This window comes from Sporolactobacillus sp. KGMB 08714, from assembly GCF_036598985.1.
GTDB lineage: Bacteria > Bacillota > Bacilli > Bacillales > Sporolactobacillaceae > Sporolactobacillus.
The window spans coordinates 1-16,241 of the sequence record NZ_JAUUBW010000032.1 but is presented as its reverse complement, the minus strand read 5'-3'; the positions used below and the strand labels follow the sequence as shown (position 1 = coordinate 16,241).

The 16,241-nt window shown below is 51.3% G+C and carries 17 protein-coding genes; 9 read left to right on the top strand and 8 right to left on the bottom strand.

The features are described from left to right. Nucleotides 1-43 precede the first annotated feature (43 nt). Complete coding sequence (locus Q6A92_RS13870; RefSeq protein WP_332238454.1) at nt 44-490, top strand: TlpA family protein disulfide reductase; 447 nt, start codon at nt 44-46, stop codon at nt 488-490. Here the strand turns inward: Q6A92_RS13870 and Q6A92_RS13865 are convergent. The 4 genes from Q6A92_RS13865 to Q6A92_RS13850 all read right to left on the bottom strand — a co-directional run bounded on the left by Q6A92_RS13865 (nt 472) and on the right by Q6A92_RS13850 (nt 3,165). Continuing rightward, nucleotides 472-927 (bottom strand): VanZ family protein, encoded by a 456-nt coding sequence (locus tag Q6A92_RS13865; RefSeq protein ID WP_274401696.1) that lies wholly within the window; start codon nt 925-927, stop codon nt 472-474. The two genes, Q6A92_RS13870 and Q6A92_RS13865, sit on opposite strands and share 19 nt — an antisense overlap. A 200-nt stretch (nt 928-1,127) precedes the next feature. After that, nucleotides 1,128-1,979 carry a YihY/virulence factor BrkB family protein gene (locus Q6A92_RS13860; RefSeq protein ID WP_332238453.1) on the bottom strand — a complete coding sequence of 284 codons (852 nt, stop codon included), beginning with the start codon at nt 1,977-1,979 and terminating at the stop codon, nt 1,128-1,130. Between the two features lie 28 nt (nt 1,980-2,007). Continuing rightward, nucleotides 2,008-2,559, bottom strand: a complete 552-nt coding sequence (locus Q6A92_RS13855) for a hypothetical protein (RefSeq protein WP_274401694.1) — start codon at nt 2,557-2,559, stop codon at nt 2,008-2,010. Between the two features lie 141 nt (nt 2,560-2,700). Further along, a complete protein-coding gene (locus Q6A92_RS13850) occupies nt 2,701-3,165 on the bottom strand; it encodes a low molecular weight protein-tyrosine-phosphatase (RefSeq protein ID WP_332238452.1) in 465 nt (154 codons plus the stop codon). 214 nt (nt 3,166-3,379) lie between these two features. Between Q6A92_RS13850 and Q6A92_RS13845 the strand changes: the two genes are divergently transcribed. From Q6A92_RS13845 to Q6A92_RS13825, 5 genes are all read left to right on the top strand, one after another. Next, nucleotides 3,380-5,170, top strand: coding sequence for a M3 family oligoendopeptidase (locus tag Q6A92_RS13845; protein WP_332238451.1), 1,791 nt, complete (start codon nt 3,380-3,382; stop codon nt 5,168-5,170). 219 nt (nt 5,171-5,389) lie between these two features. Then, entirely contained in the window at nt 5,390-6,076 is a 687-nt protein-coding gene (locus Q6A92_RS13840; RefSeq protein ID WP_274401691.1) for a VIT1/CCC1 transporter family protein, read from the top strand. A gap of 729 nt (nt 6,077-6,805) precedes the next feature. Further along, on the top strand, nt 6,806-8,542 hold the full coding sequence (ade, locus tag Q6A92_RS13835) for an adenine deaminase (protein WP_332238450.1): 1,737 nt from the start codon (nt 6,806-6,808) through the stop codon (nt 8,540-8,542). A gap of 30 nt (nt 8,543-8,572) precedes the next feature. After that, the gene (locus Q6A92_RS13830) at nt 8,573-9,964 is read left to right on the top strand and encodes an RsmB/NOP family class I SAM-dependent RNA methyltransferase (protein WP_274401689.1); all 1,392 of its coding nucleotides are present in this window, start codon (nt 8,573-8,575) and stop codon (nt 9,962-9,964) included. Between the two features lie 13 nt (nt 9,965-9,977). Next, entirely contained in the window at nt 9,978-10,835 is an 858-nt protein-coding gene (locus Q6A92_RS13825; RefSeq protein WP_332238449.1) for a S66 peptidase family protein, read from the top strand. Nucleotides 10,836-10,925: 90 nt separating this feature from the next. On the opposite strand, the gene hypB is transcribed toward Q6A92_RS13825, so the two are convergent. After that, nucleotides 10,926-11,606: a hydrogenase nickel incorporation protein HypB gene (gene hypB, locus Q6A92_RS13820; protein WP_332238448.1), complete on the bottom strand. Its 681-nt coding sequence runs from the start codon at nt 11,604-11,606 to the stop codon at nt 10,926-10,928. Nucleotides 11,607-11,766: 160 nt separating this feature from the next. On the opposite strand from hypB, the gene Q6A92_RS13815 reads away from it, so the two are divergent. Then, nucleotides 11,767-12,201: a DUF3842 family protein gene (locus tag Q6A92_RS13815; RefSeq protein WP_274401686.1), complete on the top strand. Its 435-nt coding sequence runs from the start codon at nt 11,767-11,769 to the stop codon at nt 12,199-12,201. 50 nt (nt 12,202-12,251) lie between these two features. On the opposite strand, the gene Q6A92_RS13810 is transcribed toward Q6A92_RS13815, so the two are convergent. Continuing rightward, nucleotides 12,252-12,968, bottom strand: coding sequence for a gamma carbonic anhydrase family protein (locus Q6A92_RS13810; RefSeq protein ID WP_332238447.1), 717 nt, complete (start codon nt 12,966-12,968; stop codon nt 12,252-12,254). A gap of 42 nt (nt 12,969-13,010) precedes the next feature. Between Q6A92_RS13810 and Q6A92_RS13805 the strand changes: the two genes are divergently transcribed. Next, nucleotides 13,011-13,826, top strand: a complete 816-nt coding sequence (locus Q6A92_RS13805; RefSeq protein WP_332238446.1) for an arginase — start codon at nt 13,011-13,013, stop codon at nt 13,824-13,826. 156 nt (nt 13,827-13,982) lie between these two features. Here the strand turns inward: Q6A92_RS13805 and Q6A92_RS13800 are convergent, their stop codons facing one another. Then, nucleotides 13,983-14,492, bottom strand: a complete 510-nt coding sequence (locus tag Q6A92_RS13800) for a type 1 glutamine amidotransferase domain-containing protein (protein ID WP_274401683.1) — start codon at nt 14,490-14,492, stop codon at nt 13,983-13,985. 371 nt (nt 14,493-14,863) lie between these two features. Here Q6A92_RS13800 and Q6A92_RS13795 point away from each other — a divergent pair, with 371 nt between their 5' ends. After that, nucleotides 14,864-15,628, top strand: coding sequence for a MerR family transcriptional regulator (locus tag Q6A92_RS13795; protein ID WP_274401682.1), 765 nt, complete (start codon nt 14,864-14,866; stop codon nt 15,626-15,628). A 182-nt stretch (nt 15,629-15,810) separates the two neighbouring features. On the opposite strand, the gene Q6A92_RS13790 is transcribed toward Q6A92_RS13795, so the two are convergent. Then, complete coding sequence (locus tag Q6A92_RS13790) at nt 15,811-16,179, bottom strand: hypothetical protein (RefSeq protein ID WP_332238445.1); 369 nt, start codon at nt 16,177-16,179, stop codon at nt 15,811-15,813. Between the last annotated feature and the right edge of the window lie 62 nt (nt 16,180-16,241).

The following is a 16,241-nucleotide window of genomic DNA, read 5'->3' as shown; positions in this document are numbered from 1 at the left end:
GAGGCGCCCAGAAATGAGGCGCTGAATTCGGGAGGACTGACCGGTGATTAAAAATCTGATACTTCCGGAACTGGACACGGCGACGCATTGGATTAATCAAAAAGCTGTAAGGAATGATCTGCTCGGGAAACCATCGCTGATCCATTTCTGGTCGATCGGCTGCCATTACTGCAAACAGTCGATGCCGCTGCTCAACACGATCCGCGATCGATATGTCGGCCTGCTTCATGTCGTCGCCGTCCATATGCCTCTTTCTGAAGAGGAACTGAACGTTGCGGAGGTTGCCGAAACCTGTACGCTTTATCGGATATCCCATCCCGTGCTGATCGACAATACCCATCGTCTGGCCGACTCATTCGATAACCGCTACGTTCCTGCATACTATCTGTTTGATAAAGAAGGGCGGCTTCTGAAGGCCCGCTTCGGCGAATTCGGCGCACTCAGAATGAGTCGAACGATCGATTATCTGTTTCAGCGGAATCCCGAGTAAAAAATGACAATCCTGCGCACGAAGAGGCGGAAAACACTGAGGATAAGACGTCCGGCCAGGGCACCGGCCACATTCAGCATGATATCGTCTATATCGAAAATACGGGCGGCAAACCAAAACTGACAAATCTCAATCACTAGACTGATCAGGACGGCGAACAGCAGCTGCCAGCGGAAGGCCTGCTTTTTCTCGATCAGCAGCGGAAGCAGAATGCCGAGCGGCATAAAAAGAACGATATTTCCAATCACATTCTTCAGGATCAGGCCGCTGTTCCCGCTCATCAGCATTAAACGGACACTGCTGAAAATCAGCAGATTGCTCGACTGCCCGTAAGTATAGTAATTATGCGTGAACAAAGTGACAGACAGCAGCAGGGACAGATAACCGATGAACAGCAGCATAACAAGCAATTTTCTTCTGCGCTTCCCGTCAGCCATGTACCAGCCCCCCTCTTTTATTTATATTTACAGAGAAGATATAAAATTCAGCGGATTGCCGCATAAGCGCCGCGGAGCGCGGCATCATCGGACCGTCCCGGCACCGCGGCTTCGCCCAAGAATCGGCAGTCCCTTTTGTGAACAGGCCGGTTTTCTTTCATACATCCGTTCGCTCGTTCAAAACAAGAAGAAACCGCTTTTTACATTCCCCTGCCGATCTGAAGATGATGAAGGATGGCATTGATCTGCCCGCCGACAATAATCGTCATGGCCGTAATATAGAACCAGAGCATCAGAATAATAATTCCGCCGAGCGTACCGTAAGTCGCCGAATAGTGGCCGAAATAGCGGACATAAAATGAGAATCCGTAGGACGCCGCCTGCCATCCGCTTCCGGCAAGAAGCGCACCGACCCTCACTTCTTTCAGTTTCAATCTCATATTGGGACCAAGGGCGTAAAGATAAGCCAGAATAAATACAACAACAACAAAGGTTAAGAGCGGACTGACGGCCGACCACATATCGGCAAAATTATCCGCTATCCCGACTTTCTGAAAAAATTTCTGGGCGAAAGCTACAGAAAACACGTTAACCGCCAGCGTCAGGACAATGGCAAAAACCATCGCCAGCGTCAGGATCATTGCCAGCATCCGGATAACGATAAAAGAACGGGTTTCTTTTACGTGGTAGGCGTGGTTCAGCGTCCGTATCAGTGCATTGATGGCGTTTGACGCTGCCCAGAATGTCGCGATAATGCCGATCGAAAGCAGGCCGCCGCTTCTTGTAAACACATCACCGAGATTTTCCCGGATAAGGGACATGACTTCACCCGGAAGATAACGGCTGAGAAAGGGCAGCAATTCCTGCTGGGTCAGTCCCATATAGGGAAGAACCGCAAATAAAAAAATAACAAGCGGAAATAGCGACAACAGAAAGTAATAGGCCAGTGTTGCCGCTAAATCCGCTGTATTGTCTTCCACGAATCTTTTACCGAGAAGTTTAATGAACAGGACCATTTCTCTAAACTTCTTTTTTTTCCCCACTTTCCCCATCTCCGCAAATTTCTCTCGTAGAGCACTTTTATTTCGAATGACTGTCGCTTTTTAAATTAAAGTCATTCTTTGGCTTCGACTGCGCAGGTTTCTTGCTCTTTTCAAACGATCGCCGTGGCATGGTTCCTGGATTCGGGACGGATGTTTCATTTTCAAGCCGCTGCAAAGCATCTTGCTCCGTATCCACCAGCACGGGTTCCTGAAAACGAGTGATGCTTTGTCCGGCGCGTCTTATTTTCCCCGCCATTTCCGTGATCTCGGCTCCGGCCTCCATGACATACTGATACGTGTCGGTCGTACTCGTTCTCGCCTTTTCAGCATGGTCGATCATTTGCTGAAAATCTTCCGATAATTCCCGGGCGGTCGACTTCAGACGGGTCCCCGTCGTCTGAAAATAACGCCCCACCTGATCCGGATGCCTGTAAATCGTTTGAATCAGCTTGCCGCTGCCGGAGGCTGCTGTTGACAGATTATGTCCCCAGACTGTACGTGTCTCGCGGCTAAGCAGCGACAGAGCGCAGCCGACCATGCCCCCGATCAGCATGAACCTCCCCATTTTGCTTCTGCCATAAACACTCATCGGACTCGGCCTCCTTGCGGTGTGTATAATCCTTGAGGATTACTTTATTAGTCTGTACAGCGTCTCTGATTAATATGAGGGGAAAAGCCGGCGGACGTCTGCTAAATAGTGGTGAAAAATGAGAAACGTGCTTCAAAAAAATCAACGGAGCAGCCGCCTTAGCAGTACATCCGTCCCCCGATCGACCAGGCGGAAGACTTCATCAAACCGGCCGGTATAATAAGGATCCGGAACATCGGCGGACGGGCGGTCATCCAAAAGCCGCATAAAGCGGAATATCTTTTGCCCGTCCCGCTCACTCGGCGCCGCCAGCCTGTAAAGATCCCGCTCATTGGATCTGTCCATGGCAATGATCCGGTCAAAGCGCTGAAAATCCTCCGGGATGACTTGCCTGGCTCTAATTTTCGCAAAAGATATGCCCTTCCTCGATAAAATTTTTCTTGTTCCGGGATGCGGAATGCTGCCCATGTGCCAGTTTCCCGTTCCCGCCGAATCGACCACAATCCGATCGCCGGCACCTGCCTTTATTATTTTGTCGCGCAGCACGGCCTCCGCCATCGGCGAACGGCAGATATTGCCGAGACAGACGAACAGTATACGAATCACGATAACCCCTCTTCTCCGGATGAACCATTACAGCCGTCACGGGCCCGATGAAAACGGGCCGCCGCTCGGCCTCTTTCCGGTACATACGAATATCCTCTATTATGATAACAATAACCGCTATTTCTTTAAAGAAGAAAGCGGACAAACCTGAAAAGCGGCAAACGAAACGGATTATGCTACAATTGGTGAAAGAATAAGAAAAGGGGGAAACATAATGCAAAAACTGAATCAGAAGTGGGATCTGGATCCGATTTTCCCAGGCGGAAGCGGATCGCCCGAATTCACGGCTTTTCTCGAGCAGCTTGAAAGTGATATTTCCTTTTTTGAAACCGCTATCAATGTTGGATCCGGGACATTTGCCTCGGCCGATACGATACTTTTTCAAAAAATCGTGCATACATATGAGGAACTGCTAAAGCGGCTTGACGAGGCCTCCGCTTTCGTAGAATGCATCACAGCGCAGAACATAAAGGATGAAACGGCGCTGATACGGAGCAATCGGCTGAAGGCCATTGCCGCAAAATTTGCAGCCTGCGATGCCCTGTTTGAGGCACAGCTGCGCCGGATCACGGATAAAGACTGGACGGTTTTGACGGCCGGAAAGGCGATGGACGGGGTGCGTTTCGCCCTTCAGGAAAAAAGAGATCTTTCCAGGAAAAAACTCGCGCCCGAACAGGAACAGCTGATCAGCAGCCTGGCGGTTGACGGTTACCACGCCTGGGGCAGCTTTTATTACACCCTTGTCGGAAAAATAAACATTCCGTTCAGCCATCCTGAAAAGGGATCGGAACGGTTATCGGTCGGGCAGGCCAATAATCTTCTCGATGATCCGAACCGCGCCGTGCGAAAAACCGCATTTACGGCTCTGGAGGCAGCATGGTCTGAAAACGCCGGACTGTTTGCGGAAACACTGAACCGGATCGCAGGTTTCCGTCTCTCCGCCTATGAAGCGCGCGGCTGGTTTGATTTTCTCGAAGAACCGCTCGACTATAACCGGATGTCCCGGAAAACACTGGACACCATGTGGAAAACGATCGATGAATACAAACCGGCTCTTGTGAAATTTTTGAATCGCAAGGCGGAGATGCTCGGATTGAAAAAACTGGCCTGGTTCGATGTGGACGCCCCGCTCTCAAAAGAAAGCAGAAGAGTCTCCTATGAAGAAGCCGGCGATTTCGTCGTCAGCCATTTCAGAGCCTTCAATCCAAGAATGGCTGATTTCGCGGATCAGGCGCTGAAGAACCGCTGGATCGAAGCAGAAGATCGTCCGGGCAAGCGGCCCGGCGGATTCTGTACCAGTTTTCCGATCAGCGGACAATCCCGCATCTTCATGACATTCAGCGGAACAGCAACCAATACATCGACGATCGCTCATGAACTCGGACATGCCTACCATCAATCGGTCATGAACGGCCTGCCTTTTCTGTCACAGCAATATGCCATGAACGTCGCGGAGACCGCCTCGACTTTTTCAGAAATGATCGTCAGCGACGCCGCCGAATCCGCCGCCGGAACCCGGCAGGAAAAAATTGAGCGCCTTTCCGGCAAACTGGAACGCTGCGTGGCTCTGCTGATGAATATCCATGCCCGTTTCCTGTTCGAAACACGCTTTTATCAAGAACGAAAAGCGGGTACCGTCAGTGTCGGCCGGCTGAATCAGCTGATGGTCGAAGCCCAGAAAGAAGCCTATCTGGATTCGCTGGATGTGTATCACCCGACATTCTGGGCATCCAAACTTCACTTTTATATCACAGACTGGCCTTTTTACAATTTTCCTTATACGTTCGGATTCCTGTTCAGCACCGGTATCTATGTCCGGGCACTGAAGGAAGGAACGGCATTTGCCGAGAAATATGATGCTCTGCTTCGTGACACCGGAAGGATGACCACCGAACAGCTTGCGGAGAAACATCTGAACGTCGATCTGACTGCTCCGGATTTCTGGCGGTCCGCCCTCGATTACTGCGTCCGCGATGTTCGGGAATTTCTGGAACTGACCGAATAAATGCTGCTCTGAACAAAGTTAATGGACAAAAGCCACGATTGATTATAGAATAATGAAGTAGTAGTCAATAATAATTTTAACTTATCCAACATGCTGTCATCCCAACGGATGGCAGCATGTCGCGTATTAGGGGTCATGACGATGATTACTATTTTCAATTAGCGCTTATTATTTTCGTTTTCTCAGACTGTTCACTTAAATGAAAAGAGGTTGTCAATTTTGGAAGAACAAGTAACGAGCGGAATGAATCAGAAACTGAATGTGCTTCGGGCGGGCGTTCTGGGAGCGAACGACGGGATCGTCTCGACCGCCGGGATCGTGATCGGCGTCGCAGGGGCGACGACAAACACGCTGACACTGGTTATTTCCGGCCTGGCTGGTCTCGTTTCCGGGGCCCTGTCGATGGGCGGCGGCGAATATGTTTCTGTCAGCACGCAGAAAGATTCAGAAAAGGCGGTAATCGCCAGGGAGCAGGCCGAGCTCAAGGATGATTATGAAGGCGAAATCAGCGAACTTGCGAAAATATACGAAAATAACGGCCTGTCTGAAGAGCTGGCTAAAAAAGTCGCCGTCGAACTGATGAGCAAGGACGCCCTTAAAGCCCATGCCGATGCAGAACTGGGCGTCAATCCGGCCGATTATGTCAATCCGTGGCACGCGGCCTTCTCTTCGATGATCTCATTCACCATCGGAGCCATCCTGCCTTTTCTCTGTATCGCATTGATCCCCGGCTCGTTCCGTGTGCCGTTCACGGTAATCGCCGTATTGATCGCACTGGCGCTGACCGGATTGATCAGCGCAAAGCTGGGCGGCGCTCCGCGCTGGCCGGCGATCGCCCGGAATGTCCTCGTCGGCGCACTGACGATGGTGGTTACTTACACGGTCGGCCAGTTCTTTCATGCGTAAATCGGAATCAATTGAAAGTCACGCGCGGTTTCCCCACGGAAACCGCGTTTTTTTTCCGGAATTTTAATTTTCAACAAACACGCGACCCGCCGTATGAATCGATGAATAAGAAGATTTTCGGCCAGTTAGCAGCTGTTTTCGGTCGGCACGCCTAGTTTATCGACCGGCAGGTGCAGTTTATCGGTCGGCACGGGTTTTATCGGTCGACGTAGACAGGTTTTCGGTCGGCATACGCTGGTTTTCGGTCGCTACGGGGAAGTTTTCGGTCGGCGCACGCTGCTTTTCGGTCAGCACAGGCAATTTATCGGTCAGCACGGGTTTTATCGGTCGACGTAGACAGGTTTTCGGTCGGCATACGTTGCTTTTCGGTCGCTACGGGGAAGTTTTCGGTCATCGCACCCAGTTTAGCGACCGTTGTGAAAGTTTAGCAATTGCGGACACGTTCTCCGTTTATCGAGAGATTGACGGTCCCAGGGAAAGTCGATTATCATCTGCCGGTCCGGCAGGAAAATGAGCTAGAGAGATACTCACATTGAATATTTTACCGGACGGCCGGCATAATGAATCGGGCATAAATCTGAATGAATCAGACAGGCGTCTGTTGTGAGGAAAACTCTCTGTCCCCCGCAGCGGACGCCCTTTTTCCCGATTGTCGATTTTCAGCTATAATAATCATAATGATCTATAATGGAAAAATAGATGTTATCGGATTCCGAGAGGGGTATAGTTATGGAAACAGAAAGAAAGAATCTGATCGGACGTATCCGCACGGCTTCCGGAAAAGAGCCGGCGGATCTCGTGATCAAAAACGGAAAAATCGTTGACGTCTTCAGCGGCGGACTGATCGAAGCGGATGTCGCCGTCAGCGGAGGCATGATCGTCGGCCTCGGGACATATGAGGGGAAAAAGACACTGGATGCGGCGGGAAAAATCATCAGCCCGTCGCTGATCGATGCGCACGTGCACATCGAATCGTCGCTTTTAACGCCGGGCGCGTTTGCCGCTGTACTGGCGGCGCACGGAGTCACTTCGGCAATTATCGATCCGCATGAAATCGCCAATGTTCTCGGCACGAACGGCGTCCGCTTCATGCTTCAGCGGGCAGCGGACAGCCAAATCGACATCTATGTCATGCTGCCTTCGTCCGTACCGGCCGCCTCGTTTGAACATAATGGTGCGACGCTTCATGCATCGGACCTCGAGCCGCTTTTTAAAAATGAACGTGTATTCGGGCTCGCGGAAGTAATGGACTTCCCGGCTGTGCTCAATGCCGATCCGGTCATGATCGACAAACTGCTGATGACCCGGAAGCATACATGGCGAATTGACGGACACGGCGCCGGCCTCGACGCAAGAGGAATCAATGTATACAGGGCGGCAGGAATCCGCACCGATCATGAATGTGTCACGATCGATGAAGCAAAGGAACGCCTGTCGCGCGGCATGTACATCATGATCCGTCAAGGCACCGTGGCCAAGGATCTTCCTCAGCTGATCGGTCTGGTCAATGAGACCAACAGCCGGCGCTTCCTGTTCTGCACCGATGATAAATACTGCGACGATCTGATCAAGGAAGGCAGCGTCGATCACAATGTCCGCATGGCGATCCGCAGCGGTCTGGATCCGGTCACCTGTATCAAAATGGCGTCGCTCAATCCGGCGGAATGTTACGGAATGACGACGAAAGGCGCGATTGCACCGGGTTATGAAGCCGATTTTCTGCTGCTTGACGACCTCGAACAGTTCTCAATCAATCAGGTTTATATTCGCGGAGAACTCGTTGCCGAGGGCGGACGAATTTTCTCCGAAGAAAGTGGCACCCGGACGCAGCCTGAGCCGCATCCGCTGATTTTACCGGAGCTGACGCCTGAACGGCTCGCTTTGAAAATCGGTCCGTCCCGCAAGGCACATGTGATCGGCATCATCCCGAACAGTCTCGTCACTGAAGACCGTGTCGAGGAGGTTCCGGTCCGAAACGGTGCATTCAGCTTCTCGGAAAAGAAGGATTTTCTTAAACTCGCGGTCATTGAGCGTCATAAGGGGCTCGGAACGGTCGGTCTTGCAATCGTCAGCGGATTCGGATTAAAAACAGGGGCCATCGCCACGACGATTGCGCACGATTCACATAATCTCGTCGTTGCCGGCTGCAGCGACGAGGACATGATCGCCGCCGTGCAGCGGCTCAAGGACATTCAGGGCGGCATGGTCGTCGTGAACGGCGGAAAAGTGAGCGCAGAGCTGGCCCTGCCGATTGCCGGGCTGATGACCGACGCTCCGGCTGCAGAGGTCGCAGAGAAGCAGAAAGAACTGCGCGAGGCAGCGGCGGCGCTGGGCGCAGCGGATTCGTTCAATCCTTTTCTGACCCTATCGTTTCTCAGCCTCCCTGTCATTCCGGATTTGAAACTGACCGACACAGGGCTGTTTGATGTGCGTGCGTTCAGACATATTTCCGTATCGGCTGATTAACCGGCGCAACGGATAAGGAGGTGGGCTTTTTTGTCATTGCCCGAAGCTTTTATTCAAAAAATGACCGATCTGATGGGGAGCAGCGAATCCGCCGACTTTTTCCTGAGTTACAGGCAGCAGCGGGCATTCGGCCTGCGGGTCAATTCTCTGAAAATCACTCCGGAAACTTTGGCGAAGCAATCCGGTTTTCATTTGAAATCCATCCCCTTCTGCCCGTCCGGCTTTTACTACGAAGAAACAGACAAGCCGGGAAAACATCCGTACCATCAGGCTGGTCTCTATTACATTCAGGAACCGAGCGCGATGTTTGTTGCGGAACAGATCGGCGCGCGACCCGGAGAAAAGGTGCTCGATCTGTGCGCTGCTCCGGGGGGCAAGTCGGCGCAGATTGCGGCAGCCATGAATAATGAAGGATTGCTTGTAGCCAATGAGGTTTATCCGAAAAGGGCCCGGGCATTATCGGAAAATATCGAGCGCATGGGGATAACGAATACACTCGTCACAAACGAAACACCTGAACGGCTGGCCGATTATTTCCCGGGCTATTTCAATAGAATTCTTGTTGATGCGCCCTGCTCGGGGGAAGGCATGTTCCGGAAAGACCCGCAGGCTGTGCACTACTGGAGTACCGCCCATGTTCGGAAATGCGCGGCGCTGCAGTCAAAGATTCTTGATTATGCGTATCGGATGCTGGCAGCAGGCGGTATACTCGTTTATTCAACCTGTACTTTTTCGCCTGAAGAAAATGAACAAATGATCGACGGCCTGCTGGCCAAATATCCCGATCTGGAACTCCTGCCTGTCGAGAAAAAGAACGGGATTGAGAACGGAAGGCCGGAATGGACGGAATCTCAGAATTCGCTGATCGGCCGGACTGCCCGCCTTTGGCCGCATCGCCTGGCCGGAGAAGGCCATTTTGCGGCCAAACTGCAGAAATATGAAACCGTACAAACGGTACAGAAAGGCCGGACGGCGAAATCCGCCAAAGAAACGTTGCTGAAAGATTACCGGCTGTTCGAGAGCGAAGCGCTTGCCGAAAAGCTGAATGGCATTTTTTTCTTTGCGGGAAAACAGCTTTTCCTGCTGCCCGGCGGCTGCCCGGATTTGGACGGGCTGAACGTAATCCGCGCGGGATTGCATCTCGGCGAGCAGAAGAAGAAGCGGTTTGAACCGAACCACGCGCTCGCGCTGGCTCTGCCGGCTCAGGCTTTTCGATCGACAATTGCCATGACTTCGAAAAACGGAGATTGGGAAGCCTACCTGCGCGGAGAAACATTGCCTGCCCCGGCCGGGTTCAAAGGCTGGGCGGCCGTACTGATCGACGGCTTTCCGTTGGGCTGGGTCAAAGCCGCAGGCGGGCTGCTAAAAAATTATTATCCGAAAGGATTGCGGCAGAGAGCGCTGAATCATGAAAACAGATAAGGAGCGACCATTGATGACGTTGTTGCAGAAAGGAGATTCGGTCGGTCTGATCTCCTGCTCGGACGGGCTTTTTCCTGAAGAGAGGGCGAAGATTGAAAAGATTGAACGGGTGCTCGGCGCTGCCGGGCTGCAGACAAGAAGAGCGCATACCCTTTTCCGAAGGACAGGAACGCCCTTCAGCGGCACACCCGAAGAACGTGCTTCGGAACTTATGCGTCTTTTTTCCGATAATGCAATTCGAGCGATCTTCGACGTCTCCGGCGGCGACAGTGCCAATCAGATTCTGCCCTATCTCGATTTTGCCAGAATCCGCCGGGCGGATACGCCGTTTGTCGGCATCAGCGACCTGTCCGTTATTAATAACGCTGTTTTCGCATGCAGCGGAGCGGCCGCCTGGCATTACCGGATCAAGAATCTGGCCGGGCCTTTTGCCGAGCAGCAAAAACGGATTTTCCGCGAAACATTCTTAGCATCCGCTCCTTCACCCGCTTTTGATTATCACTGGTTGCGCGGCAGTGGAATGGCCGGCGTAACAATTGGCGGCAATATCCGCTGCTTTCTGAAACTGGCCGGTACGGACTATTTCCCCGATCCCGCGGGCAAGATCATTTTTCTCGAGGCGCTGGGCGGCGGACCCGCGCGCATTGCTTCGCTGCTCGCTCAGTTAGATCAGCTTTCCGTCTTTCGTTCATGCGCCGGAGTTCTGCTCGGAACATTCACCGCTATGGAAGCCGGGAAACAAGCGCCGGCTATCGAACGGCTTGTTCTCGGCATCACGGAAAAATACGGGCTGCCGGTAGCCAAAACGGAACAGCTTGGCCACGGTGAAGATGCACGCTGCCTGCCGATCGGCAAAATGATTTCATTATGAATGAGGCTGCCGTGGAAACGTACAAAGCCGCGAAAACCGATTTTTATCAAAGATAAAAACCGTCTTCGCGGCTTTGTTATTAGGAGCAGATTATCGTGCCTGAGCGTTTTTTTCACCCAGTTTTCCGACAATTCTTTTTTCAATGTCCTTGTAGAGGGCATCGATACCTTCATTTGCTTCGCAGGACGTCCGGTAAACTTTCGCTTCGCCGTTCAGAGCGCGGACATCCCCTTCCAGCTGCCGATCATTAAAATCGAAAAAGCGCTTCATATCGAACTTGTTCAAGACGACGATATCGGCTTTAGAGAAAAGCAGGGGATATTTTACGACTTTATCATCCCCTTCAGGAATACTGACCATTGCCAGTTTGGCGTCCTCGCCGACCTCAAACTCAGCCGGGCACACCAGATTGCCGACGTTTTCAATAAAAAGCACATCGATGTCGTCAAGATCAAAATAGCCGAGCATTTTCTTCATCGACATCGCCTCGATGTGGCAAGCGCCGTTGGTATTCAGCTGAACAACGGGAACACCCAGACTATCCAGTTTCTCGGCATCGATCTGACCGGCAATATCGCCTTCGATCACGGCCACATGGTAATTGGGATGCAATTTTTCAATCAGCTTAATGATCAGGCTCGTTTTTCCGGCACCGGGAGCCGACATGATATTAATCGCAAATATCTTTTTCCCGCTCAGGATATCTTTGACCTCATTGCTGCAGTCTTCATTCCATTCCAACAATTGCTTAACCACTTTGATCGTGTTCATTTTTCCATACCCCCGGTACTCCTTAATGGATTTTTTATTAAGAATACTTCCTTCAGGAAATAAATTGTTTCCTATTATATAATCTAATTATATAATAATTAGCTGTCGGCAGCTTAAAAAATTATGACGCTTTTTTGCACAGGTAGGCGAGCATCGAGACATGAAAATAGCTGTATTCGACGGTCAGGGCGCAGGACTCGGACAAACCGTCGTAAAAAAATTGCGTCAGGCCTTCCCCCATGGTCTGTACATTGTCGCATTGGGAACAAATACTTTCGCCACAACGAAAATGGTCCGGGCCGGTTCCGATATCGGCATCAGCGGCGAAAGAGGCTTCTGCTCCTTTTGCAGGCGCGAATCGATTGATTGCATCATCGCTCCGATCGGAATCATTCAGCCGGGCTCTATCCAGGGGGAAATTACAGGAAATATGGTGCGTTCTTTTTCAAATCTTACGTGCAAAAAATTTCTGCTCCCTCTGCATCATCCGAACATCAGCATCCCGTGTACTGCGGACGTGCCGATCAAGGATTATATTGACGCCATTGTGAAAGAAATCAAGTGCCGGATGCAAAGTAACCGTCATCCGCAGTGAGCGGAGGCCGGATCACGTGCCGACCTCTATGGGACGCCGGGAAATCTTTTTTATTCGCCGGTGCGGTTCTGATTGATCCCCAGGTCCATATAACGTTTCGCCTGCTCTATATAATGGGCCGCATCATACTTCAGATAGGCGACATTGGCATCCGTCAGTTTGCGCCGCTTTTGAGCGGGAACTCCGGTGACCAGCACGCCGGCTTCGACAACCTGGTTTTGCAGAACAAGAGATCCGGCGGCGACCAGGGCCCCTTTTTTGATGACAGCGCCGTTAAGGATGGTCGAGCCCATGCCGATCAGCGCCCCGTCCTCAACCGTGCAGCCGTGCAGCGTGACATTGTGGCCGATTGTCACATTCCGGCCTACTTTCACCGGGTGGTGTGTGTCAGTATGGACAATCGTACCGTCCTGGATGTTTGATCCTTCGCCGATGAAGATCCCCGCCACGTCGCCCCGCAGGACCGCATTGAACCAGACCGATGAACCGGCCGCCAGCTCAACCTGCCCGATAACCTGCGCTCCGGGCGCTATAAAGACATCGGGAGCAATTTTCGGAAATTGTTTGCCGTAAGGATACATCTTACCCCTCCTTTTTTTGTTAACGTTTTCATCATAATCTATGCTGATAAAATGATCTATTTTTTTGCCGTGGATTCTTTCCCTGGCCTGTCTGTGCAGAGCGCCGGCAGGAGAGATTGCTGAATCCGCTTTTTCTTTATTTTGAAAAGCGTTAAAATATTCAGTGTAAACGAATTCATTCCCCATGACAGAAACCTGCGGGACTGAACCGGGCAGGAGGTGAACAGGATGGTCATGCTGCACGATCAAGTCGTATTTCTCAACTTTGACGGATCTTACGAGCATCAGAAAGAACTGACAGCATCTATTCATCATCAGTGGATCGATTTCAGCAATCTGCGCGAAACAAGCCTTTATTGTTCCCCGCGCGCCTTCCGGATCATCTGCGACAGGCTCGCACTCATCCCTGATAAGGGGCTCGCGTTTCTCGGCAGCGGCAACTATCATTATGCCGCACTGGCTCTGATGCGGGAAATCGTCCATCCGTTTACTCTGGTGCTCTTTGATCACCATACCGATCTCAGCAAGGGACAGATCGGGCCGCTTCTTTCCTGCGGTTCATGGGTTTATCATGCTCTGGCCGCTGTTCCCCGCCTGAAAAAAGTCATTATAATCGGCCCCGATCCGCTTTCCGTCCGATCCGCTTCTTCAATGATCAGGCGGAAAGTGATTGTTTTCCCCGAAAATCGGATTCCGCCGGGAGAGCGGATCGCTTCCGTTATTCCGACGAAAGCCGTTCAGATCAGCATCGACAAAGATATTCTTTCTCCCCGCTTTGTAAAAACAAACTGGGACCAGGGAAAGCTTTCCATTGGCCAACTTTGTCAATCTATTAAAGAGCTCTTATCAATAAAAGAAGTCGAAGAGATCGACGTCTGCGGTGAATGGCCGATAAAACCGCATGAGCATCTCAATCGGACAACCCTGCGGCGGCTGCAGATAAACGAACAATGCAATCTGGACATAGCCCGGATTTTTCTTCAGTCATTGAACAGCCATCCGCAAAATCGGACAGAGGCATTGCGCACCCATTCCGATGGCTGAAGCTGGGAAACGACAGCCTGCGGAAAGGACGTCTCTTCGGCGGACGGGCACAGTTTCGATATCGATACAGCTGCAAAAGTTTCAGACCGGATTTTTTCTAAAAAAAACCGCCGTTCTTCGCGAACAGCGGCTTCGGCCTGCTATCGATCCGGATCTTCAGGCGAGAGCTTTCAGACTTTCACGATTAAAGGCCGGAATATCATCAGGTGTACGGCTTGTCACCAGATTGTGACAAACAACAACTTCTTCGTCATGATACTTGGCACCGGCGTTTTTCAGATCCACGGCAATCGATTTGTAGCCGGTCACATTGCGGTCCTTCAGCGTTTCCGCGGTGATCAGCAGCTGCGGCCCGTGGCAGATTGCAAAGACGCTCTTGTCGGCATCCATAAACGCCTTCGCAAAAGCAACAAAACGGCTGTCGCCTCTCAGATTGTCCGGCGAGTAGCCGCCGGCGATCAGCAATGCGTCGAAATCTTCCGGCCTGACGTCGTCGATCGACGCATCCGCCGTCACCTTCGTCCCATGTTTTCCGATGATCGTCGCACCTTTTTCCGTTCCGATGACCGTGACAGTATGTCCGGCTTTCTTATAAGCATCGGCCGGAGCGGTGAATTCCACATCTTCAAAGTCATTTGCAAGTACTGCAGCAACTTTTTTTGCCATAGAGAAATCCTCCTTAATTGTAGCTGGAATGCGGACTCGCCCGTTGCCGGCCAATATGTTCCGCCGGCTCCCGCAGGCAGGTCCTCCCGCCCAATGAAGCGAATTTGCCTTTCTGACTCCATCTTTATTTTATGGAACGAGCCGAAAAATAGCAAACATCCCGCCTTAAACCGGACGTGGCGCAGACAGCTTTTGTCCGTGCCGGAAAAAATCGGAAGACAAAAGGATTGCCGCACGTTTGGACATGCACTCGCAGCGGGAAAATGCACGATCCGCATTGCCGGCTTAAACGGCAGAAATTTATTTAATGAAAAAGTCTTGAGCTTGACGCAACGTCATGGTGTAGCATAAAAAACGTCGGGGGCGATTGCATGAACTACACTGTCAAACAGCTTGGCGATCTGGCCGGTGTCAGTGCACGGACACTGCGTTTCTATGATCAGATCGATCTGTTGAAACCGGGAAAAATCAACGATTCGGGATACCGTATCTACAGCCGCGAACAGGTCGACCTTCTCCAGCAGATACTTTTCTATCGTGAGCTTGGTTTCAGCCTGAAAGATATCCGTCATATTCTTTCCGCACCCGATTTTGATATCGATTCTGCTCTGGCGGAACAGTATCACAAATTATTGAAAGAAAGAGAACGTTTGAATAGGCTGATCGCGACAGTCGAAAAAACGTTGTCCGCTAAAAAAGGAGAGATCACAATGACCGACCGGGAGAAATTTGAAGGATTTAAGAAAGATCTGATCGATCGGAACGAAGAACAATTTGGAAGAGAAATCCGGGAAAAATATGGGGCTGAGACGGTCGAGGAATCCTACAAAAAGTTCGGCAGTCTGAGCAAAGAGGACTATGATCGGACCGTCAGGATTCAGGAGGAGATGTTTACCGAACTGGAGGCAGCCATGAAAGCCGCTGATCCGCACGGCGCAGCGGCCCAGCGCGCAGCGGCTCTGCACAAGCAATGGCTCGGCTACTTCTGGACTTCCTATACCAAAGAAGCTCACGCGGGACTTGTCCGGATGTACGTCGATGATCCGCGCTTTACAGAACACTATGACAGCCGGCTCGGCAAGGGCGGGGCAAAAATGCTGCGCGACGCGGTTCTCATTTATACGGGACTTAAATAAACGGAAAACAGGCAGGAAACGCGGATGCCGTCCCTGCCTGTTTTCCGTTCTGCCGGATTAAAGCATGTGCGGCCGTCAAAAGGTTCCGTGCGGAAGCGATCCCGTTGCGGCGATTCACGCTTGTTCCAATGCTTATTGTTCTTATATCGAACGAAACCGAATGCGTATTAAAAAAAGCGGGTTCATCCGCTCTTTTTTGGTATTATAAAATAATATGAGTACCACCTTAACTCATTTTCCTGCTGAGCCGTCCAATAATGATCGATTTTTCCTGAGACCGTCAATCTCTCGAAAGACGAAAAACGTTTCCGCAATCCATAAAATTCCGCGGCGACTGATAAAACCGGTGCAATGACCGAAAGCCCGGTGCCGATCGTTAAATCCACTGTGCCGACCGATAAACCGGATTCGACGACCGATAAAATCGCGGTATTGACCGATAAACCGGATTCGGCGACCGATAAAATCGCGGTATTGACCGATAAATCGGACACGCAGACCGATAAACTCACGGCATTGACCGAAAGCCCGGGCGTCTGGAGTTCTGTCAAGAAAGTGGACACAAAAAATTGAAACTGAGTTTATCTAAAAGCTTACCGCGCTTCGCTTGGTT

Coding starts and splice junctions, on each gene's coding strand:
- Q6A92_RS13865 (WP_274401696.1), bottom strand. CDS start 927: ATGGCTGACGGGAAGCGCAGAAGAAAATTGCTTGTTATGCTGCTGTTC.
- Q6A92_RS13825 (WP_332238449.1), top strand. CDS start 9,978: ATGACGTTGTTGCAGAAAGGAGATTCGGTCGGTCTGATCTCCTGCTCG.
- hypB (WP_332238448.1), bottom strand. CDS start 11,606: ATGAACACGATCAAAGTGGTTAAGCAATTGTTGGAATGGAATGAAGAC.
- Q6A92_RS13855 (WP_274401694.1), bottom strand. CDS start 2,559: ATGAGTGTTTATGGCAGAAGCAAAATGGGGAGGTTCATGCTGATCGGG.
- Q6A92_RS13795 (WP_274401682.1), top strand. CDS start 14,864: ATGAACTACACTGTCAAACAGCTTGGCGATCTGGCCGGTGTCAGTGCA.
- Q6A92_RS13810 (WP_332238447.1), bottom strand. CDS start 12,968: ATGGGGAATGAATTCGTTTACACTGAATATTTTAACGCTTTTCAAAAT.
- Q6A92_RS13845 (WP_332238451.1), top strand. CDS start 3,380: ATGCAAAAACTGAATCAGAAGTGGGATCTGGATCCGATTTTCCCAGGC.
- Q6A92_RS13860 (WP_332238453.1), bottom strand. CDS start 1,979: ATGGGGAAAGTGGGGAAAAAAAAGAAGTTTAGAGAAATGGTCCTGTTC.
- Q6A92_RS13805 (WP_332238446.1), top strand. CDS start 13,011: ATGGTCATGCTGCACGATCAAGTCGTATTTCTCAACTTTGACGGATCT.
- ade (WP_332238450.1), top strand. CDS start 6,806: ATGGAAACAGAAAGAAAGAATCTGATCGGACGTATCCGCACGGCTTCC.
- Q6A92_RS13815 (WP_274401686.1), top strand. CDS start 11,767: ATGAAAATAGCTGTATTCGACGGTCAGGGCGCAGGACTCGGACAAACC.
- Q6A92_RS13800 (WP_274401683.1), bottom strand. CDS start 14,492: ATGGCAAAAAAAGTTGCTGCAGTACTTGCAAATGACTTTGAAGATGTG.